This is a genomic window from Isoptericola sp. NPDC056618, assembly GCF_042792715.1.
Lineage (GTDB): Bacteria > Actinomycetota > Actinomycetes > Actinomycetales > Cellulomonadaceae > Isoptericola > Isoptericola nanjingensis.
The window spans coordinates 1-19,147 of the sequence record NZ_JBHTVZ010000033.1 but is presented as its reverse complement, the minus strand read 5'-3'; the positions used below and the strand labels follow the sequence as shown (position 1 = coordinate 19,147).

The 19,147-nt window shown below is 73.0% G+C and carries 18 protein-coding genes; 7 read left to right on the top strand and 11 right to left on the bottom strand.

Translation table 11 applies throughout. From position 1 onward, the window contains the following. Positions 1-73 precede the first annotated feature (73 nt). Positions 74-1,558 carry an FGGY family carbohydrate kinase gene (locus ACFQ8T_RS21455; RefSeq protein ID WP_430548479.1) on the top strand — a complete coding sequence of 495 codons (1,485 nt, stop codon included), beginning with the start codon at positions 74-76 and terminating at the stop codon, positions 1,556-1,558. A 79-nt stretch (positions 1,559-1,637) separates the two neighbouring features. Beyond that, positions 1,638-2,999, top strand: coding sequence for a serine hydrolase domain-containing protein (locus ACFQ8T_RS21450; RefSeq protein WP_430548478.1), 1,362 nt, complete (start codon positions 1,638-1,640; stop codon positions 2,997-2,999). A 15-nt stretch (positions 3,000-3,014) separates the two neighbouring features. Here the strand turns inward: ACFQ8T_RS21450 and ACFQ8T_RS21445 are convergent, their stop codons facing one another. The 9 genes from ACFQ8T_RS21445 to ACFQ8T_RS21405 form a co-directional block, all read right to left on the bottom strand. Continuing rightward, positions 3,015-3,941 (bottom strand): carbohydrate ABC transporter permease, encoded by a 927-nt coding sequence (locus tag ACFQ8T_RS21445; protein ID WP_430548477.1) that lies wholly within the window; start codon positions 3,939-3,941, stop codon positions 3,015-3,017. Then, positions 3,938-4,456, bottom strand: coding sequence for a hypothetical protein (locus ACFQ8T_RS21440; protein ID WP_430548476.1), 519 nt, complete (start codon positions 4,454-4,456; stop codon positions 3,938-3,940). Before ACFQ8T_RS21440 ends, ACFQ8T_RS21445 begins: the two co-directional genes overlap by 4 nt. Positions 4,457-4,463: 7 nt before the next feature. Continuing rightward, positions 4,464-5,972, bottom strand: coding sequence for an extracellular solute-binding protein (locus ACFQ8T_RS21435; RefSeq protein ID WP_430548475.1), 1,509 nt, complete (start codon positions 5,970-5,972; stop codon positions 4,464-4,466). Further along, a complete protein-coding gene (locus tag ACFQ8T_RS21430; protein ID WP_430548474.1) occupies positions 5,969-7,312 on the bottom strand; it encodes a glycoside hydrolase family 28 protein in 1,344 nt (447 codons plus the stop codon). The genes ACFQ8T_RS21435 and ACFQ8T_RS21430 overlap by 4 nt, the downstream gene beginning before the upstream one ends. An 85-nt stretch (positions 7,313-7,397) precedes the next feature. Further along, positions 7,398-8,912: an extracellular solute-binding protein gene (locus ACFQ8T_RS21425; RefSeq protein WP_430548473.1), complete on the bottom strand. Its 1,515-nt coding sequence runs from the start codon at positions 8,910-8,912 to the stop codon at positions 7,398-7,400. A gap of 14 nt (positions 8,913-8,926) precedes the next feature. Beyond that, on the bottom strand, positions 8,927-9,601 hold the full coding sequence (locus tag ACFQ8T_RS21420) for a YesL family protein (RefSeq protein WP_430548472.1): 675 nt from the start codon (positions 9,599-9,601) through the stop codon (positions 8,927-8,929). Continuing rightward, the gene (locus ACFQ8T_RS21415; protein ID WP_430548471.1) at positions 9,601-10,581 is read right to left on the bottom strand and encodes an ABC transporter permease; all 981 of its coding nucleotides are present in this window, start codon (positions 10,579-10,581) and stop codon (positions 9,601-9,603) included. The genes ACFQ8T_RS21420 and ACFQ8T_RS21415 overlap by 1 nt, the downstream gene beginning before the upstream one ends. Before the next feature lie 331 nt (positions 10,582-10,912). Further along, complete coding sequence (locus tag ACFQ8T_RS21410) at positions 10,913-11,431, bottom strand: dihydrofolate reductase (RefSeq protein WP_430548470.1); 519 nt, start codon at positions 11,429-11,431, stop codon at positions 10,913-10,915. Positions 11,432-11,444: 13 nt separating this feature from the next. After that, on the bottom strand, positions 11,445-12,248 hold the full coding sequence (locus ACFQ8T_RS21405) for a thymidylate synthase (RefSeq protein WP_430548469.1): 804 nt from the start codon (positions 12,246-12,248) through the stop codon (positions 11,445-11,447). A gap of 238 nt (positions 12,249-12,486) precedes the next feature. Here ACFQ8T_RS21405 and ACFQ8T_RS21400 point away from each other — a divergent pair, with 238 nt between their 5' ends. Further along, positions 12,487-13,875: an NAD(P)/FAD-dependent oxidoreductase gene (locus ACFQ8T_RS21400; RefSeq protein WP_430548468.1), complete on the top strand. Its 1,389-nt coding sequence runs from the start codon at positions 12,487-12,489 to the stop codon at positions 13,873-13,875. Here ACFQ8T_RS21400 and sigJ read toward each other — a convergent pair. Further along, complete coding sequence (gene sigJ / locus ACFQ8T_RS21395; protein WP_430548467.1) at positions 13,857-14,774, bottom strand: RNA polymerase sigma factor SigJ; 918 nt, start codon at positions 14,772-14,774, stop codon at positions 13,857-13,859. The two genes, ACFQ8T_RS21400 and sigJ, sit on opposite strands and share 19 nt — an antisense overlap. A 10-nt stretch (positions 14,775-14,784) precedes the next feature. Further along, on the bottom strand, positions 14,785-15,531 hold the full coding sequence (locus tag ACFQ8T_RS21390; RefSeq protein WP_430548466.1) for an SDR family oxidoreductase: 747 nt from the start codon (positions 15,529-15,531) through the stop codon (positions 14,785-14,787). Between the two features lie 216 nt (positions 15,532-15,747). Here ACFQ8T_RS21390 and ACFQ8T_RS21385 point away from each other — a divergent pair, with 216 nt between their 5' ends. From ACFQ8T_RS21385 to ACFQ8T_RS21370, 4 genes are all read left to right on the top strand, one after another. Beyond that, on the top strand, positions 15,748-16,251 hold the full coding sequence (locus ACFQ8T_RS21385) for an OsmC family protein (protein WP_430548465.1): 504 nt from the start codon (positions 15,748-15,750) through the stop codon (positions 16,249-16,251). Further along, positions 16,248-17,186 carry a hypothetical protein gene (locus tag ACFQ8T_RS21380; protein ID WP_430548464.1) on the top strand — a complete coding sequence of 313 codons (939 nt, stop codon included), beginning with the start codon at positions 16,248-16,250 and terminating at the stop codon, positions 17,184-17,186. The genes ACFQ8T_RS21385 and ACFQ8T_RS21380 overlap by 4 nt, the downstream gene beginning before the upstream one ends. After that, on the top strand, positions 17,183-17,701 hold the full coding sequence (locus tag ACFQ8T_RS21375; RefSeq protein ID WP_430548463.1) for an SRPBCC family protein: 519 nt from the start codon (positions 17,183-17,185) through the stop codon (positions 17,699-17,701). Before ACFQ8T_RS21380 ends, ACFQ8T_RS21375 begins: the two co-directional genes overlap by 4 nt. Positions 17,702-17,765: 64 nt before the next feature. Then, on the top strand, positions 17,766-19,082 hold the full coding sequence (locus tag ACFQ8T_RS21370) for an aminotransferase class I/II-fold pyridoxal phosphate-dependent enzyme (protein ID WP_430548462.1): 1,317 nt from the start codon (positions 17,766-17,768) through the stop codon (positions 19,080-19,082). The last annotated feature ends 65 nt before the right edge of the window (positions 19,083-19,147 follow it).

The following is a 19,147-nucleotide window of genomic DNA, read 5'->3' as shown; positions in this document are numbered from 1 at the left end:
GTGGCCCTTTTGCGTGCCCAAACCGGGCCACGATCCCACCCACGACACTGAACGACCCGAGAAGGAAGCAACGATGCCCCTCGTCGCCGGCGTGGACACGTCCACGCAGTCCTGCAAGATCGTCGTCCGCGACGCCGAGACCGGCGCCCTGGTGCGCTCCGGCACCGCCAAGCACCCCGACGGCACGTCGATCGACCCGCAGCACTGGTGGGACGCGTTCCTCGCCGCGGCACAGGAGGCCGGGGGCCTCGACGACGTCGCCGCACTCGCGGTGGGGGGGCAGCAGCACGGCCTCGTCGCGCTCGACGCCGAGGGCCGCGTGGTCCGCGACGCCATCCTCTGGAACGACACCCGCTCCGCCGCCGCGGCCGAGGACCTGATCGCCGAGCTCGGCGACGGCGACCGCGAGGCCGGCGCGCAGGCCTGGGCCGACGCCGTCGGGTCGGTGCTCGTCGCGTCCCTCACCGTCACCAAGCTGCGCTGGCTGCGCGACGCCGAGCCCGAGAACGCGGCGCGCGTCGCCGCCGTCGCTCTCCCCCACGACTGGTTGACCTGGCGCATCGCCGGCTACGGCCCCGAGGGCGAGTCGCCGCTCGGGCCGCGGCTCGACGCGCTCGTCACGGACCGCTCCGACGCGTCCGGCACCGGCTACTACGACGCAGAGGGCGACGGCGGGAAGGGCGCGTACCGCCCCGACCTGCTGACGCTCGCCCTGGGGCGCGACGACGTCACGCTGCCCCGCGTGCTCGGCCCGGCGGAGGCGGGCGGCGTGGCGCACGCGTCGGTCGCCGGCGCGGACGTCGAGGGCGGCGCCCTCATCGGGCCGGGCGCCGGCGACAACGCGGCCGCGGCCCTCGCGCTCGGCATGACCCCTGGCGACATCGCGATCTCGATCGGCACGTCGGGCGTCGTGTCCGCGGTGGCGCCGACGCGCACCGCCGACGGCTCCGGCGCCATCAACGGCTTCGCGGACGCCACCGGCAACGCGCTCATGCTCGCCGTCACCCTCAACGCCGCCCGCGTGCTCGACGCCGCCCGCGCGGTGCTCGACGTCGACGTGCACGAGCTCGCCGACCTCGCGCTCGCCGCGCCCCCGGGCGCCGACGGCCTCGTCCTCGTCCCGTACCTCGAGGGCGAGCGCACCCCCAACCGTCCCGACGCCACCGGCACCCTGCACGGCGTCCGCCTCGCGACGTCCACCCGCGAGCACCTCGCGCGCGCCTACGTGGAGGGCATGCTCTGCGGCCTGGCCGACGGCCTCGACGCGCTGCGCGCCCAGGGCGTGCCCATCGAGCGCGTCATGCTCATCGGCGGCGCCGCCCAGTCCCCCGCGGTGCAGCAGGTCGCGACGCAGGTCTTCGGCCTCGCGATCGGCGTGCCCGAGCCGGGCGAGTACGTGGCCGACGGCGCCGCGCGCCAGGCCGCGTGGGTGCTCGCGGCCGCGACCTCCCCGGACCTCGCCGCGCCGGCCTGGTCGACGACGGTCGCCACGACCCTCGACGCCGACCCGCACCCGGTCGTCCGCGAGCAGTACGCCGCAGTCCGCGACCTGACCTGAGCCGCAGGCCCTCGCCGCGACCCGTCGGGTGCGGCGAGGGCCCTGGCCACGACGGGAAAGCGGTTACTAGGCTGGCGTCATGATCCTGGACCCGCTCGTCGAGCGCGCCGCCGCGCTCGACATCGCCCTGCACACCGTCGACGTGCGCGTGGGCGACGACCGACCTGTCTCCGCCGCCGCCCCGACCCGCGGCCACGACGTCCCGCAGCGGATGTACTCGGTGTCCAAGACGGTCACGGGCCTGGCCATCGGGCTCCTCGCCGCGGAGGGGCGCGTCTCCCTCGACGACCCCGTGGTGAAGCACTTCCCGGACCTGGTCGACGGCCACCCCGTCCACCCGTGGCTCGAGGCCACGACGCTGCGGCACATGCTCGCGATGGTCGGCCCGCACCGTTCGACGACGTACAAGGTGCGCGGGGGCGGCTGGCTGGAGTCGTACTTCCGCGTCGAGCCCACGCACCCGCCGGGCACCCTGTTCACGTACGACACCAGCGCGTCGTACACGCTGGCCGCGCTCGTGGAGCGGACCACGGGCGGCACGCTCGCCGACTACCTGCGCCCGCGGGTGCTCGACCCGCTCGGCATCTCCCCCGGCCTACGCTTCCTGCCCGGCCCGGACGGCTTCAGCCACGGCGGCTCCGGCCTGATCTGCACGCCCGACGACCTGGCCCGCCTGGCCCGGCTGCTCAACGACGGCGGCGTGCACGACGGCGCGCGGCTGCTCCCGGGCGAGTTCCTCGCGGCCGCGACGTCACCGCAGTCGGACCCCGCCACGCAGACCTGGGGCGGGCCGTTCCGCGCGGCGTACGGGTACCAGCTGTGGCTGCCGCCCGCCGGCGGCTGGCTGATGTTCGGGATGGGCGGGCAGATCGTCTACGGCGACCCCGAGCTGCGGGTCACCGTGGTCGTCACCGCCGACTCGCAGGCCGCGGCGAGCGGCGACCAGAAGCTGCTCGACCTCGTCCTCGACCACCTCGTCGGGTCCGCGCGCGAGCTGGTGCGGGCGGGCGGGGAGGCCGACGCGCCCCCGGCGGGGGCCGCCGTCACGACGCTCGTCTGGCCCATGCCGGGGCACGACGCCGCGCACGCGCGCCCGCTGGCCGGCACCTGGGCCGGCCGCACCCCGGGCTCGGGTCCGGCGGACCTCACGCTCGACGTCGACGCGGCCGGGGGCACGATCGCGTCGTCCGACGGCTGGTCGATCGCGCTGGGCACGGCCGACCCGCTGACGACCCGGATCGGCGACGAGCCGGCGGTCGTCACCGCCGGCTGGTCGGGCCCCGGCGTCCTCGACGTGCGCGCGGGGACCCACGGCGACGAGCTGGCCACGCTCCGGCTCCGCCTGGCCCTGGCCGACGACGGCACCCTCGCCGTCCAGTCGCAGGGCTTCGGCGAGACGCTCGACCCGCGGTGGACGTTCCACGCGGCCTACGCCCGCTGACACCACCCGATCGGGTCAGCCCTTGACCGAGCCGATCAGCGCGCCCTTGACGAAGAACCGCTGGATGAACGGGTACACCAGCAGCATCGGCAGCGTCGCGACGAAGATCACCGCCATCTTCACCGACTGGGCGGGCGGGACGACGTCGACGGCGCTCTCGTCCGCGTTCATGCCGGACGCGACGATGACGATCTGACGCAGCAGCACCTGGATGGGCCACTTCTCAGAGTCGTTGATGTAGAGGATGGCCGCCTGGTACGTGTTCCAGTAGTACACGGCGTAGAAGAGGCCGATGGTCGCGATCGACGCCAGCGACAGCGGCAGCACGATCCGCAGGAAGACCCCCAGGTCGGAGCAGCCGTCGATGCGCGCGGCCTCCTCCAGGCTGTCCGGGATGCCCTGGAAGAAGCTGCGCATGATGACGAAGTTGAACGCGTTGATCAGCACCGGGAGGATCAGCGACCACAGCGAGTCGATGAGCCCCAGCTTCTGCACCACGATGAACGTGGGGATCATGCCGCCGCTGAACAGCATCGTGAACACGACGAGGAAGTTGATCACCCGCCGGCCCTTGAGGTAGCGCTTGGACAGCGCGTACGCCATGAGCGCCGTGACCAGCAGGCTGAGGAACGTCCCGCCCACGGTGACGACGACGGAGACCCCCATCGCCTGGAAGATCGTCGACGTCGACAGGATGTACCGGTACGCGTCGAGCGTGAACGTGTGCGGGACGAGGATGAACGGCCGGGTGGCGATCTCGCCCGGGGTGGCGAGCGAGCTGCCCAGCACGTTGAGGAACGGGATCAGGCACAGCAGCGCGAAGCCGGTGAGGACGACCACGTTGACGACCTGGAAGACGCGCACCCCGACCGAGGGCTTGCGGGTCCGGCCCGTGCTGCGGAGGGGCCGTGCGGCGGGTGCTGCCGCGGCGATCTTGCTCATCTGGAACTCCCGGTTCGGGGCTGGTCGGAATGCTGGTCGGTCGTGCGCAGGGCGAAGAGGCCCGCGGTGACGAAGAAGCCGAAGGCGATCGGGTACAGCAGGAGCTGGCTGCCGAGGAGGCAGGCGAGCCCGGCGGCGAGGAACCACCACCCGGTCGTCCGTCGGGCGGGGCGGCGGCGCGCGAGCGCGAAGCCGACGACGGTGAGCCCGAGCACGACCGGCACGGTGAGGCTGAACCACGCCGCGAGCGTGCGCGTGGCCTCGTAGGCCGCGTCGACCGGGACGCCCGCCGCGCCGGCGACGCCGCCGTCGGCGAGCAACGGGTAGAGGCTGTGGGCGAACGTCGCCTCGTCGACGCCGTTCACCACGAGGGTGAACGCGCCGAGGGAGAGCGTCGTCAGGGCCGCCGCCACCCCGGCCACCCAGAGCTCGACGGTGCGCCGGATCGTGCCAGCCGGACCGGCGGGCTCGGGCGCGGCGTCGCCGGCGTCGCGGCGGGCGGGCGTCTCGGTCATGGCCATGTCAGCCGTTCACCTCGGCGTACGCAGCCGTGAGCTCCTGCTCGATGTCGCCCAGGCCCTGGCCGCGGAGCTTCTCGATGGCGGCCTCGTAGTCCGCCATCTCGATCTGGCCCACGACGTACTTGTTGTAGGCGTCCTTGGCCGCGTCGTGGACCGTGGTCCACTGCCGGTCGTAGGCCTCGGAGGACAGGGACTGCGTCGGGTTGACGACGGCGTACTGCTCGTTCTCGAGCATCTTCTCGTTGCCCTCGTCGACGTACGGCTCGGTGCTCTTGTAGGTCACGACCTTCTCGGACAGGCGCGACGACGAGTACGGCTGCACCTCCTGCTCCCAGGCGGTCTGGTCCTCGATCGTCACCACGCCGTCGGCGTCCTGCGAGAAGTGCGTGCCCTCGACGCCGTTGGTCATGAGGCCGAACGCCTCCTCGTCCAGCAGCTTGTCGGCGAACCCGAGCACCCGCTTCAGCTCGGCCTCGTCCTTCACCTCCGACGTGGGGAAGGACAGCCAGCCGCCGAGCCCACCGGCCGTGTCGGTGAGGATCCGCCGGGGCACGTCCTGGTAGGTCATGTCGTTGACGAGCGCCCACTTCATGGGCGTCTCCGGGTCCGCGTCCTGCGCGAGCGCGAGGTACCCCTTGGCCTCGAACAGGCCCGTGACCACGATGCCGCCCTTGCCGCGCGCGATGGCGTCCTGCTGGTTCGTCTTCTGCATCGTGACGAACTCCTGGTTCACCGCGCCCTGCTCGTACACGCCGCGGTACCACTCCATCGCCTGCTTGAAGGCGTCGCCGTCGAGCGTCGAGCGCACCTGCCCGGCGTCGTCCACCTCGAAGTCGTCGCCGGCGCCGAAGTACCCCGACAGGGACCGGAAGCCCAGATCGAAGCTCTCCTCGCGGTCGATGAACCCGGTGGTGTCGTCCTTGCCGTTGCCGTCCGGGTCGTCCTTCGTGAACGCCACCGCGACCTTCTCCAGGTCCTCGATCGTGTGCGGCGTCTCCAGGCCCAGGTTGTCCAGCCAGTCCTGGCGGACGACGACCCCGTAGCGCGCCTTGATCTTCTGGAACGGGACCCCGTAGAGCTTGCCGTCCAGGCGGGCCGCGTCGAGCGTCTGCGGGTCGATCTTCGCGAGGTTCGGGAACTCCTCGAGATAGGGCTCCACGTCCCAGAACATCCCCGACGTCAGCGACTGCCGCACGGTCGAGCTGTCGACCGGCGCCATCGACACCATGTCGGCGAGCGCGCCCGACGAGAGCGCCGCGTTGAGCTTCTCCGCCGACGAGGCTGCCGGCACCCACTGGATCTTGAAGTCCTCGCCGGTGTGCTCCTCCAGCGCGGTCTGGATCGGGCCGCCCTCGTCCGGCGTCACGGGCGTGTGCAGGGTCGCCATCCACGTGATGGGGCCGCCGCCCTCGCCCCCCTCGTCGCCCGAACCGTTGCTGCCGCACGCGGTCAGCGCGAGCGCGGCCACCGCGGCCGCCGCCGCTCCCCTGACGAACAGGTTCTTCCTCATGCGAGGTGCTCCTCTCGTGTCGCCTGCTCCGTCGCAGGCGTGCTCGACGCGCGGGAGACGCCGGTGTCGTCCCGCTCGATCCGGCCGGTCACGTCGGTGAGCCGCAGCGTCGGGCTCGCCTCGGCCGTCACCTCGGGGCCGACCGCCCCGACCACCCGCACCCGGGTGAAGGCGGAGTCGGCCAGGTACCCGACGCGGATGCCCGCCCGCGCCACCGCCTCGACGCCCGCCGCCATCGCGGGGACGCCCGGCTCGGCGTCCTCGGCGAACGAGATCGCCACGTCGTCGAGGGTGATCTCGCTGAGCGGCGCCTCGGGCAGCCCGTACAGGTGCGCCGCCGCGGCGTGCACCCCGCGGGCGGTCACATGGGCCAGGTGGATCCGGCGGAACGCGGGCGTCCGGTCGTCCACCGGGTGCGGCGACCGGTCGCCGACCCACGGCTCCTTGCCGTCGGGCCCGCAGAAGTAGAAGGGGTTGATCACGAACGGGCACAGCACCCCGTCCATGATCACGTTCGCCACGCGCACGTCCTCGACGACGCCGCCGCGCCCCCGGCGCGACTTCAGCCGGATCCCGCGGTCGGTGCCGGAGAACACGCAGCCGGTGATGACGACGTTGCGGATGCCGCCGCTCATCTCGCTGCCGAGCACCACGCCGCCGTGGCCGTGCACCATCGTGCAGCCGGTGATCGTGATGTTCTCGCACGGCACGCGCTCGGCGGTGCGCTCGGTGCCCGCCTTGATCGCGATGCAGTCGTCGCCGACGTCGATGTGGCAGTCGCTGATCCGCACGTTCCGGCACGACTCCGGGTTGATGCCGTCCGTGTTGGGCGAGTCGGCGGGGTTGTGGATCCGCACCCCGGACACGCTCACGTCTTCGCACAGCAGCGGGTGGACGGTCCAGGCGGGAGAGTTCGTGAGGGTGACGTCGCGGATCGTCACCCGGGTGCACTCGTGGATCCCGACGAGCGTGGGCCGCGGGTGCGCGAGGGACTCCCGGTCGTGGCGGAACGTGTCCCACCAGGCCGCGCCGCCGCCGTCGATCGTGCCGCGGCCGGTGATCGCGACGTCGGTCTCGCCGTGCGCGTAGACGCACGGCTGGTGGATGGTGGAGCTGGCTCCCTCCCAGCGGGCCTCGACCGGCGGGTAGAGCGCGGGGTCGGGCACGAACTCGAGCCGCGCGCCCGCCTCGAGGTGCAGCTCGACGTGCGAGCGCAGGCGCAGGGCGCCCGTGCGGTGGGTCCCGGCGGGCACCACCACAGTGCCGCCGCCCGACGCCGCGGCGTCGTCGATCGCGGCCTGCAGGGTCGTCGTCGCGAGGGTCTCGTCGAGGGTGTGCACGTGTTGCCTCTCGGTGGTGCCTGGTGCGGCGGGCGGGCGTCCAGCCTTCTCGGGGGCCGGACGCCCGCTCACCGCGTCGGGAAGGTCAGCCGTTCACCTTGGCGTAGGCCGCGGTGAACTCCGCCTCGATGTCGTCCAGGCCCTGGCCGCGCAGGTCCTCGACGACCGCCTCGTAGTCGGCCATCTCGATCTGGCCCGTGAGGTAGCGGTTGTAGGCGTCCATCGCCTTGTCCTCGATCGTCGACCACTGACGGTCGAAGGTCTCCGAGCTCAGCGACTGCGTCGGGTTGATGACGGCGTCCGGCTCCTGCGCGGCCATCTTCTCGTTGGCCTCGTCCACGTACGGCGACGAGCTCTTGAAGGTCGTCACCTTCTCCGACGGGCGCGAGGAGGAGTACGGCTGCACCTCCTGCTCCCAGGCGGTCTGGTCCTCGATCGTGACGACGCCGTCGCCGTCGATCGAGTAGTGCGTGCCCTCGATGCCGTTGGTCATGAGACCGAACGGCTCCTCGTCGAGGAGCTTGTCGAGGAAGCCGAGCACCTTCTTGACCTCGGCCTCGTCCTTCACCTCGGACTTCGGCAGGGCGAGCCAGCCGCCCATGCCGCCACCGGTGTCGGTGATGATGTGGTGCGGCTGGCCGTCGTGGGTGATGTCGTTGATGAGCGCCCACTTCATCGGCGTCTTCGGGTCGGCACTCTCGGCGAGGGCCACGTAGTTCTTCGCCTCGAACAGGCCCGTGACGACGATGCCGCCCTTGCCGCGCGCGATGGCGTCCTGCTGGTTCGTCTTCTGGACCGTGACGAACTCCTGGTTGACCGCGCCCTGCTCGTACACGCCGCGGTACCACTCCATCGCCTGCTTGAACTCGTCGCTGGCGAACGCGGCGTGGACCTGTCCCGAGTCGTCGACGGAGAACTTGTCGCCCGCGCCGAAGTACCCGGTCAGCGAGCGGAAGCCGACGAGGAAGCTCTCCTCGCGGTCGATGAACCCGGTGGTGTCGTCCTTGCCGTTGCCGTCCGGGTCGTCCTTCGTGAACGCGACGGCGACCTTCTCCAGGTCCTCGATCGTGTGCGGCGTCTCCAGGCCCAGGTTGTCCAGCCAGTCCTGGCGGACGACGACCCCGTAGCGCGCCTTGATCTTCTGGAACGGGACCCCGTAGAGCTTGCCGTCCAGCTTGGCGGCCTCGAGGGTGTCGGGGTCGATCTTCGCCAGGTTCGGGAAGTCCTTCAGGAAGGGCTCCACGTCCCAGAACTGCCCGGCCTTGAGCGCCTGGCGCACGGTCGTGCTGTCGGTGACCGTCAGCGACACGATGTCGGCGAGCTGGCCGGACGCGAGGGCGGAGTTGATCTTCTCCTCCTTCGACGCGTCCGGGACCCACTGCATCTTGAACTCCTGGCCGGTGTACTCCTCCAGGGCCGTCTGGATCGGGCCGTCCGCGTCCGGCGTCACGGGGGTGTGCAGCATCGACATCCAGGTGATCGGGCTGTCGTCGGCCGTGCCGCCGTCGTCGTCGCCCGAACCGTTGCTGCCGCAAGCGGTGAGCGCGAGCGCGGCCACCGCGGCCGCGGCCGCACCCTTGGCGAACAGGGTCTTGCGCATGGGTACTGCTCCTCTCATGACACCTGCTCCGTCGCAGGCGAGATCATCGGGTGGTGCAAGGAACGGTGGGTGGAGCCCGGGGCCTCCGGGGACTCCTCCAGGGGGCGGAAGACGATGCGGGTGACCAGACCGACGACGAACGCCGGGAGCCCGGCCCCGAAGAGCAGGAGCAGCGGGGTGGCGTACGTCCACAGCAGCCACCAGGCCGCGCCGACGGCGGCGGCGCCGATGATCGTCCAGTGCAGCGAGCCGAAGCCGATGAGCAGCGCTGCGGCGAACCGGCGCCCCGTCGTGGCGATGTCGGTGGCGGCCATGACGGGGAAGACGTAGGCGGCGGCGACACCGAGCACGACGAGCGCCAGCACGTTGACCGCCTGCAGGATCCACGTCGGGGCGAGGAAGACGTTGGTGACGATCACGCCGCCCGCGCCGAGGACGATCGCACCGGCGAGCATCGCCTCGCCCGTCCGCTCGCGGACGTCGGCCACGAACGTGCGCGCGAGCGGCGGCGTCTCGCCGTGCCGCAGCCAGCGGTCCACGGACTTCGCCGTCGCGTACGACGCCGGGCCGAACCCGAGCAGGCCGAGCCCGAGGATCGTCGTCGCCAGCCACAGCACGCTCAGGGCCGCGACCCGGAAGATGCCGCGACAGATCGCGTCGATCCGCACGAAGCCCTCGAAGGAGAACATCAGTAGACGCCCTCCTCGCCGAACCGCTTGGCGAGGCGGTTGGCGAAGACCACGAGGACGAGGCCGACGAGACCCTTGAACAGGCCGACGGCGGCCGCGTAGCTGAGCTGCCCGTTCTCGATGCCCGCCGTGTACACGTAGGTGTCGAAGATGTCGGCGACGTCGCGGTTCAGGGAGTTCATCACGAGGAACATGTGCTCGAAGCCGAGCTCCAGGAAGTCGCCGATGGCGAGGATGAACATCACGATGATGGTGGGCCGGATGGCCGGCAGCGTGATGTGCCAGGCCTGGCGCATCCGGCCCGCGCCGTCGAGCTCGGACGCCTCGTAGAGCTGGACGTCGACCGCGGTCATCGCGGCGAGGTAGACGATGGTGCCCCAGCCGGCGCCCTTCCAGATCTCCTGGAAGATGTACATCGGCCGGAGCCAGTCGGGATCGGTGAGGAACGGGACCGGGTCGAAGCCCCACGAGACCAGCAGGTTGTTGACGGACCCGCCGTCGGTCGTGAGGAGCACGTAGAAGATCGAGACGACGATCACCCACGACAGGAAGTGCGGCAGGTAGACGACCGACTGGATGCTGCGCTGGAACCACTTCGTGCGGACCTCGTTGAGCAGCAGCGCCAGGATGACCGGCACCGGGAACGAGAAGATCAGCATCCCCAGCGAGATCATCAGGGTGTTGCGCAGCAGGACGTAGAACGTGTCCTCGGAGAAGAAGCGCACGAAGTGGTCGAAGCCGACCCACGGGCTGCCGCCGATGCCGAGGAACGGCAGGTAGTCCTGGAAGGCGATGACGAGCCCGCCCATGGGCGCGTACTTGAAGAGGATGAAGTACAGGATCCCCGGGACTGCCATGAGGTAGAGCGCCTTGTGCTTCCACAGCGCCGGCACGCGCTTGCGGCGCGGGGGCGCGGGCACGCTGCCACCGGACGTCGGCGTCGTCGGAGCCGCGGTCTTCGCGGCGGTGACCGCGCTCATCGCGCCGTCCCCTCGTTCATCACAACCACCATTGGCGTGCCCCTCTGCTCGTCCTCGAGCTGTCCGCGCTCCTGGTGAAACGCGCCGGTAACCGGTTTCTCGGAAAGGTACCGGACAGGTCCCGGAATCGGCAAGCGCCTTCCACCGATCGGTGTCGAGATCGTGATCTGGCGCCCGCCGAGGGAGCGCAAGACCGCCCAGGGCAGCACCCGTCGCGGCGCGAGACAGCAGGCCCCGCGCCGAGGGAGTACCGGTCACGGCGAGGTGGTACCGGTCACGGCGAGGTAGTACCGGGGCACCGGGAACCGGTACTACCTCGGCACGGCTCGACTCACCTCGCGCGGACGGGCGTGTACGTGCGCACGCGATGGCGCAGGGTGCCCGGGCCGGACGACGTCGCCCACGCGCCGTCGTCGGCGATCTCCCAGGTCAGCGCATCGACGGCGGGGGCGAACGCGTCGCCCTCGACCGCCAGGTCGATCTCGGTGACGACGAGCCGGTCGGCGAGCGCCAGGGTCGCGGCGTAGACCTCGCCGCCGCCCATCACCCAGACCTCGTCCCCGCCGGGGGCCGCGGCGGCGAGCGCCAGGGCGCCGTCGATCGAGGCGGCGGCGACCGCGCCGTCGGCGGACCAGCCGGGCCGCCGCGTCACGACGACGTTGGTGCGCCCCGGCAGCGGGCGGCGCGGCAGCGACTCCCAGGTGCGGCGCCCCATGACGACGGGGTGCCCCGCGGTCGTCGCCTTGAAGTGCGCGAAGTCCTCCGGCACGCGCCAGGGGATCTCGCCCGCGGCGCCGATGACGGGCCGGCCCGCGGCGTCGCGAGCCTGGGCCCAGATCAGACCGATCACGTCGTCGCCGGGGTCAGACGGCGACCGGGGCCTTGATGCCCGGGTGGTGCTGGTAGCCGAGCACCTCGATGTCCTCGTACGCGTAGTCGAAGATCGAGTCGCGCGGCGCGAGGCGGAGCGTCGGGTAGGGGTACGGGTCGCGCTCCAGCTGGGTGCGGACCTGCTCGACGTGGTTGTCGTAGACGTGGCAGTCGCCGCCCGTCCAGACGAACTCCCCCACCTCGAGGCCGGTCTGCGCGGCCACCATGTGCGTGAGCAGCGCGTACGAGGCGATGTTGAACGGCACGCCGAGGAACAGGTCGGCGGAGCGCTGGTAGAGCTGGCAGCTCAGCTTCCCGTCCGCGACGTAGAACTGGAACAGCAGGTGGCAGGGCGGCAGCGCCATGTCCGCGAGCTCGGCCACGTTCCACGCGCTCACGATGAGGCGGCGCGAGTCCGGGTCGACCTTGATCTGGTCGATCACGCCCGCGATCTGGTCGACGTGCTGCCCGTCCGGCGTCGGCCACGACCGCCACTGCACGCCGTACACCGGGCCCAGCTCGCCCTCCGGCGACGCCCACTCGTCCCAGATCGTCACGCCGTGCTCCTGCAGCCACCCCACGTTGGAGTCGCCGCGCAGGAACCAGAGCAGCTCGTACGCGATCGACTTGAGGTGCACCCGCTTGGTCGTGATCAACGGGAACCCCTGCTGCAGGTCGTAGCGGAGCTGGCGCCCGAACACGCTGCGCGTGCCCGTCCCCGTGCGGTCCTCCTTGTGCGTGCCGTGCTCCAGCACGTCGCGGAGCAGGTCCTCGTAGGGGGTGGGGATCGCAGCCATGCGGCAACCCTACGACCCTCGCGACACCGCCGGCGGCGCCGCGACGGCGCGTCGCAGCGGAGCCCGGACCGGCGTCCACGGCGGCAGTCCGAGTTCGGGTCGGCAGTTCGAGCTGCCGCCCTGAGCCGGAACTGCCGCGCCGACGTCTCGGACGTCACACCCCGCCTCCGTCACGCCACGAGCCGCTGCGCGGTCGACGTGGTGAGAGCGCCCGACGGGCGCGGCACAGGAGGCAGTGATGCGACGCATCGTGATCGTCGGTGGCGGCTACGCGGGCTTCACGACGGCCCGGGAGCTGGAGAAGGGCCTGCGGCGGGAGCTGCGGCGCGGGGAGGTGGAGCTGGTGCTCGTCGACCCGCGCCCGTACATGACGTACCAGCCGTTCCTGCCGGAGGTGGTGGCCGGGTCCGTCGAGGCGCGGCACGCGGCGGTGGCCCACCGCAGCCACCTGCGCCGCACACGGCTGGTCGACGGGTCGGTGGTGCGCGTGGACCACGCGGACCGGACGGTGGTCGTGCGGCCCCGCTCGGGCGAGACGTACCGCCTGCGCTACGACACGGTCGTGGTGACGGCGGGCGCGGTGACGCGCGTCTTCCCCGTCCCCGGCGTCGCGGAGCACGCCATCGGGATGAAGCACGTCGAGGAGGCGGTCGCCATCCGCGACCGGCTGCTGACGTCGTTCGACCGGGCGGCGAGCCTGCCGCACGGGCCGGAGCGGGAGCGGCTGCTGACCGTCACGTTCGTCGGCGGCGGGTTCTCCGGCGTCGAGGGCTTCGGCGAGCTGCTGTCGCTCGCGCACGACCTGCTCCCCCGGTACCCGGAGATCGACGCCGCCGAGCTGCGGTTCCACCTCGTGGAGCTGAGCGACCGCATCCTGCCGGAGGTGACGGACCGCCCGGGCCGGTGGGTCGTGGAGCAGCTCGAGCGCCGCGGCGGGCACGTGCACCTCGGCACGGGCATGGAGTCCGCGGTCGACGGCGTCGTCCGCCTCTCGACCGGCGAGGAGTTCGCGTCCGGGCTGCTGGTGTGGACGGCGGGCAACGCCGCGAACCCGGTGGTCGCGACGCACACCGACCTGCCGGTGGACCGCCGCGGCTTCGTCGTCGTGCGGCCCGACCTCCGGGTCGGCACCGACGACTCCCCCGTGGACGACGCGTGGGCCGCGGGCGACGGCGCCGCCGTGCCCGACCTGGCCGTCGCGCGGCCCGGCGCGCTGGCCGTGCCCAACGCGCAGCACGCCGTCCGGCAGGGCCGGCGCCTGGCGCGCAACCTCGTCGCGAGCCTGCACGGGCGCCCCACGCGGCCCTACGTGCACGGCAGCCTCGGCGTCATCGCCACGCTGGGGCTGGGGTCGGGCATCTTCCAGTCCCGCGGGATCGTGGTGCGCGGCCGGCTCGCGTGGCTCGTCCACCGCGGCTACCACCTGCTCGCCGTCCCGACGTGGGAGCGCAAGGCCCGCGTGCTCGCGGTCTGGCTCACCGCCGCGGCCTTCGGGCGCGACGTCGTCTCCCTCGCGTCGGTGCAGACGCCCCGCGCCGCGTTCGCCGCGGCCACCACGCCCGACGACACGCCCGACGACGAAGCGAGGGCCGCTCAGGACGACTCCGCTCAGGAGGCCGTGGCGTAGCCCGCCAGCTTGTCGGGGTTGACCTGGACATACACGTGCTCGACGCGGCCGTCGACGACGTCGAGCGCGAGGAGCGCGAACGGCGCGCCGTCCAGGTCGACCACGACGGCGGGCAGGCCGTTCGCCTCGACGGCGCGCACCGTGCCGGCGCCCCAGAACTTGCGCCACACGTTGTCGAGGAAGAGCGACACCCGCGCGAGGCCGACGAGCTCGACGCGCGACGCGTGCACCCGCCCGCCGCCGTCGGGCCGTGCGACGACGTCGTCGGCCAGGTAGCGCTCGAAGCGCGCGAGGTCGCCCTCGTGCGCTGCCGCCACGAGCTCGTCGAGCAGGCGCCGGTGCTCGCCGGGGTCGACGGGCACCGCCTCGCGCGTGCCGAGCCGGTCGCGCGACCGGCGGGCGAGCTGGCGCGCGTTCGCCTCGGTGAGGTCGAGGATCTCCGCGATCCGCCCGTACGGGTAGCCGAACGCCTCCCGCAGCACGTACACGGCGCGTTCCACCGGCGTGAGCCGCTCCATGAGCAGCAGGGTCGCGAGCTCGAGGGCCTCGGCCCGCTCCGCACCCAGCGCCGGGTCGTCGGAGGTGTCGACCGGCTCGGGGAGCCACGGCCCGACGTACGTCTCCCGCCGGGCGCGGGCCGACGTCGCCGCGTTGATCGCGAGCCGCGTCGTCACGGTCGTGAGGAAGGCCGCCGGGTTCCGGACCTGGTCGCGGTCCGTGCCCTGCCAGCGGAGCCAGGCGTCCTGCACGACGTCCTCCGCCTCCGCGACGCCCCCGAGCATCCGGTAGGCGATGCCGAACAGCCGCGGCCGGACGGCGAGGAACGCGTCGAGCGCCCCGGCGCCCTCGGTGTCGTCGAGGGGGCCGGGGCGCTCGGGCGCGTCGGGACGCGACGTCATGCGGCCAACGCTACGCCCGTGCCCCGGCGAAGTCCGCGTACGTCACGGCGCCGATCCGGGCGTCGCCCCGCGGCACGATCGAGTCGTCGGCGAGCACGGCCCCGAAGTACGGCGCGGCCGGGTCGGCCACCACCTCGCGGGCGTCTCCCGACGCCCCGAGCGCGCCGGCGATGAACTCGTCGAACCGCACCCGCTCCGGTCCGGCGACGTCGAGCACGCCGTCGCGCGGCTCCCCCGCGGCCGCCTCGGCCACGAACCGCGCCACGTCCGCCGACGCGATCGGCTGGAACCCGACGGGCGGGATGCGCACCACGCCGTCGACCGTGGCGCCGTCGGCGATCCGCGGCGCGAACTCGAAGAACTGCGTGGCGCGCACGACCGTCCACGGGACGCCGCCGGAGCGGATCAGCTCCTCCTGCGCCACCTTGGCCCGCAGGTACCCGGAGTCCGGGTTGCGGTCGGCGCCCACGATCGAGAGCGCGACGTGGTGCCGCACGCCCGCGCGCTTCTCGGCGTCGAGCAGCGTGCGCGTCGACGTCGTGAAGAAGCGCAGCACGTCGTCGTCCGCGAACGACGGCGAGTTCGACACGTCCACGACGACGTCGGCGCCCGCGAGCGCCGCGTCCACGCCCTCGCCGGTCAGGGTGTCCACGCCCGTGCTGGGCGCAGCGGCGACCGCGTCGTGCCCGGCCTCCGTGAGGTGTGCGATGACCTGCGTCCCGATCAGTCCTGTCCCACCGACGACCACGATCTTCATGAGCCTGTCCTCTCTGCGGTGCTTCTGAGGTGTCCCTGCGGCGGGCGGCCCGATGGCCGCCCGACACCCTGTCGACCGAGGACGGCGGCGGTCCGTGACAGGCCCCCGGCGGTGATCAGGGTCACACCGGAATCTCCCACCATGCCCGCACGTTCTTCTCCGGACCGCCCGGACACCCCCGGGCGACCATCGCGAGACCAGTGGGAGGATCGCCTCATGACGGACCAGAGCACCGCGCCCGACACCGCAGCCCCCGTGACGCCGTCGCCCACCGACCCGCTGTGGGTGGAGCGCACCGGCAACCGCACCTACCGCGGGCACACCGCCCGCGGCGCGAGCGTGGAGATCGGCCCCGTGGAGGCGGGCGCCGTCTTCACGCCCGGCGAGCTGCTCAAGATCGCGCTGGCCGCGTGCGCGGGGATGAGCAGCGACACGAAGTTCGCCCGGGTGCTCGGCGAGGCGTACGAGGCCGTGATCCGGGTCGAGGACGCGAAGGACATGGACGAGGACCGCTACCCGGTGCTCACCGAGCGCTTCGAGATCGACCTGTCGGGGCTCGACGAGGCCACGCGGAACAAGACCCTGCTGCTGGCGCAGCGCTCGATCGACCGGGCCTGCACCGTGGGCCGTACCCTCAAGGCGGGCGCCCTGGTGCCGCCGGCGGTCTTCGAGCAGCCGGCCGGCGACGCGGAGGACGACGCGGAGGAAGCCGCGTCGTGACAGGGCGCGGCAGGGGTGGCGAGGGCACGGGCGGCGAGGGCACGGCGCCGGGCGACGAGGTCGTGCGCCCGGACGTGCCGGGAGACGGGACGGGCGACGAGGTCACCGAGGTCCGGGACCCGGCCACGCGCCGCGAGGAGTGGGCCCGGTACCGGCCGACGCCGCTGCTCGACGCGCTCCTCGACCGGGCGGTCACGATCCCGTCCGCCGCGATCCACAAGCACGTGGACCGCCTGCGGGCGCGCAACCCCGAGGCCGACCCGGCCGGGATCGTGCGGATCCTGGAGAAGGAGTACCTGGCGCTGCTGGCCACGGCGGGCGGCGCCGTGGGCGCGGCGGCCGCGGCGCCGTCGGTCGGGACGGCGGCCGCGACGGCCCTCACGACGGGCGACGTGGCGACGTTCTTCGGGGCGTCGGCGGCGTTCGCGCTCGCCGTCGCCGACGTGCACGGCATCGAGATCGACGACGTGCCGCGCCGTCGCGCGCTGCTCCTGGCGACCGTGCTGGGCGACCGGGGCGCGAAGGACGTCGAGAACGCGATCGGCGGCTCCTCCGTGGCGTGGGGCAAGGTGCTGCTCACGTCCATGCCGCAGACGACGATCAAGCGGGTCAACAAGACGCTCGCCCGCCAGTTCCTCAAGCGACAGGTCGCCAAGCAGGGCTCGCTCGCGCTCGGTCGGCTGCTGCCGTTCGGCGTCGGGTTCGTCGTGGGCATCGCGGGCGGGCGCGCGCTCGGCCACGGCGTCGTCGCGCAGTCGCGGCGTGCGTTCGGCCCGCCGCCCGAGCACTTCCCCCGCGTCGTGGAGCTCGTGCTCGAGCCCGGCGACGACGTCCCGACGCTGCGCGCGCTGGACGCGGCCCGGCGCACGTCGCCGAGCCGGTGGCTGCCGCGCCGCAAGGGGCGCGACCGCACCCCGGAGGACGACGGCTCGTGACGACGCCCGCCACGCCCCGCGTCCACCACGTCGAGGTGGCACGCGTCGTCCCGGTGGAGGCGTCCGTCGCGTTCGCCTGGGTGGCGGACCTGCGCACCCACCCGCGGTGGATGGTCGCCACCCGGCTCGACGGGACGGCCGGGCCCGGCCCCGAGGTCGGCGACCGGTACACGATGGCGAGCGGCCCGGGCGCGCGCCGCGACCCCGGTGCCGCGCTGGGACGCCTCGTGGTCGTCGACCGGATGGTCGTGGAGCAGCTGGAACGACCCTCCACCGCGGCGGCGCGCGTCGGCCGCACCCGGCTGCGCAAGCTCGGGCCGGTGCTGCTCGGCGAGGCGGGTTTCGACGTCGTCCCGATGGACGCCGGCCGCTGCCGCGTCGTGTGGTGGGAGGAGGCCTACCTCGCCGGCCCGCTCCCCCGCGCCGCCACCGCGCCGCTGGTCGGGGTCGCCCTGCGGGGCTTCATGCGCCTCTCGCTCGGCCGGCTCGCGCGGGCGCTCGACCGCCGGCGCTGACCGGTCGCGGCAACCGGCGCCCCGCCGTCGTGGGACGCCCTGCCGCCCCCGACCCGCGGCCGGTATGGTCCGTGGGGTGAGCACCGAGGGTTCCACCGCGCCGTCGTCCACCACCCCGACCGCCCAGGCCGCCGACCTCGCCGAGAGGCTCGACGACCTGCGCTGCCAGTACGCCGACCTGCAGGCCCGCGGCCTGAAGCTCGACCTGACGCGGGGCAAGCCGTCCGCCGAGCAGCTCGACCTCTCCGAGGCCCTGCTGGCCCTGCCCGGCGAGGGCCACCACACGGCCGAGGACGGCACGGACACGCGCAACTACGGCGGCCTCGCCGGGTTGCCCGAGCTGCGCGCGATCTTCGCCGACCTGCTCGGCGTGCCCGTCGCCCAGCTCCTCGCGCAGGGGAACGCCTCGCTGACGCTGATGTACGACACGATCGTGCAGGCCCTGCTGTTCGGCGTGCCGGGCTCCGAGCGCCCCTGGTCCCGCGAGGAGCAGATCACGTTCGTCTGCCCCGTGCCCGGGTACGACCGGCACTTCGCGATCTGCGAGGAGCTGGGCATCCGCATGGTCACCGTGCCCATGACGCCCGACGGCCCCGACGCCGAGGCCGTCGCCGCGCTCGTCGCCGACGACCCGACGATCAAGGGCCTGTGGGTCGTGCCGACGTACGCCAACCCGGACGGCTCGGTCGTCTCGGAGGCCGTCGCCCGGCGCCTCGTGTCGATGCCCGCCGCCGCCCCCGACTTCCGCATCTTCTGGGACAACGCCTACGCGGTGCACCACCTCACGGAGCACGAGACGAAGTCCGCGAACGCGATCGACCTCGCCGCCGAGGCCGGCAACCCCGACCGCGTGCTCCTGTACGCGTCGACGTCGAAGATCTCCCTGGCGGGCTCCGGCGTCGCGTTCTTCGCGTCGTCGCCCGCCAACGTCGCCTGGTTCACGAAGCACCTCGGCATCCGCTCCATCGGCCCGGACAAGGTCAACCACCTCCGGCACGCGCAGTTCTTCCGCGACGCCGCCGGCGTGCGCGCCCACATGCGCAAGCACCGCGAGATCCTCGCGCCCAAGTTCCGCGCCGTCGTCGACATCCTCGACGCGCGGCTCGGCGACGCCGGCGTCGCCACCTGGACCCGGCCCGACGGCGGCTACTTCGTCTCCGTCGACGTCGTCCCGGGCACCGCGGCGCGCGTCGTGCAGCTCGCCAAGGAGGCCGGCATCGCGCTCACCCCGGCCGGCGCCACCTTCCCGTACCACCAGGACCCGGACGACCGGAACCTGCGCCTCGCGCCGACGATGCCCCCGCTGGACGAGGTGCGCGTCGCGATGGACGGCGTCGCCACCTGCATCCTGCTCGCCGCGGCGGAGGCCGCCGGCTCCTGAACTGCCCTCCGTCGGGGGTGTGACGGTGGCCCCGTTCCGACGCGGAACGGGGCCCCCCGCAAACC

Bases quoted from the DNA above. Each gene is read 5' to 3' on its own strand.
- ACFQ8T_RS21455 (WP_430548479.1), top strand. From the start codon at position 74: ATGCCCCTCGTCGCCGGCGTGGACACGTCCACGCAGTCCTGCAAGATC.
- ACFQ8T_RS21450 (WP_430548478.1), top strand. From the start codon at position 1,638: ATGATCCTGGACCCGCTCGTCGAGCGCGCCGCCGCGCTCGACATCGCC.
- ACFQ8T_RS21445 (WP_430548477.1), bottom strand. From the start codon at position 3,941: ATGAGCAAGATCGCCGCGGCAGCACCCGCCGCACGGCCCCTCCGCAGC.
- ACFQ8T_RS21440 (WP_430548476.1), bottom strand. From the start codon at position 4,456: ATGACCGAGACGCCCGCCCGCCGCGACGCCGGCGACGCCGCGCCCGAG.
- ACFQ8T_RS21435 (WP_430548475.1), bottom strand. From the start codon at position 5,972: ATGAGGAAGAACCTGTTCGTCAGGGGAGCGGCGGCGGCCGCGGTGGCC.
- ACFQ8T_RS21425 (WP_430548473.1), bottom strand. From the start codon at position 8,912: ATGCGCAAGACCCTGTTCGCCAAGGGTGCGGCCGCGGCCGCGGTGGCC.
- ACFQ8T_RS21420 (WP_430548472.1), bottom strand. From the start codon at position 9,601: ATGTTCTCCTTCGAGGGCTTCGTGCGGATCGACGCGATCTGTCGCGGC.
- ACFQ8T_RS21415 (WP_430548471.1), bottom strand. From the start codon at position 10,581: ATGAGCGCGGTCACCGCCGCGAAGACCGCGGCTCCGACGACGCCGACG.
- ACFQ8T_RS21405 (WP_430548469.1), bottom strand. From the start codon at position 12,248: ATGGCTGCGATCCCCACCCCCTACGAGGACCTGCTCCGCGACGTGCTG.
- ACFQ8T_RS21400 (WP_430548468.1), top strand. From the start codon at position 12,487: ATGCGACGCATCGTGATCGTCGGTGGCGGCTACGCGGGCTTCACGACG.
- sigJ (WP_430548467.1), bottom strand. From the start codon at position 14,774: ATGACGTCGCGTCCCGACGCGCCCGAGCGCCCCGGCCCCCTCGACGAC.
- ACFQ8T_RS21390 (WP_430548466.1), bottom strand. From the start codon at position 15,531: ATGAAGATCGTGGTCGTCGGTGGGACAGGACTGATCGGGACGCAGGTC.
- ACFQ8T_RS21385 (WP_430548465.1), top strand. From the start codon at position 15,748: ATGACGGACCAGAGCACCGCGCCCGACACCGCAGCCCCCGTGACGCCG.
- ACFQ8T_RS21370 (WP_430548462.1), top strand. From the start codon at position 17,766: ATGGTCCGTGGGGTGAGCACCGAGGGTTCCACCGCGCCGTCGTCCACC.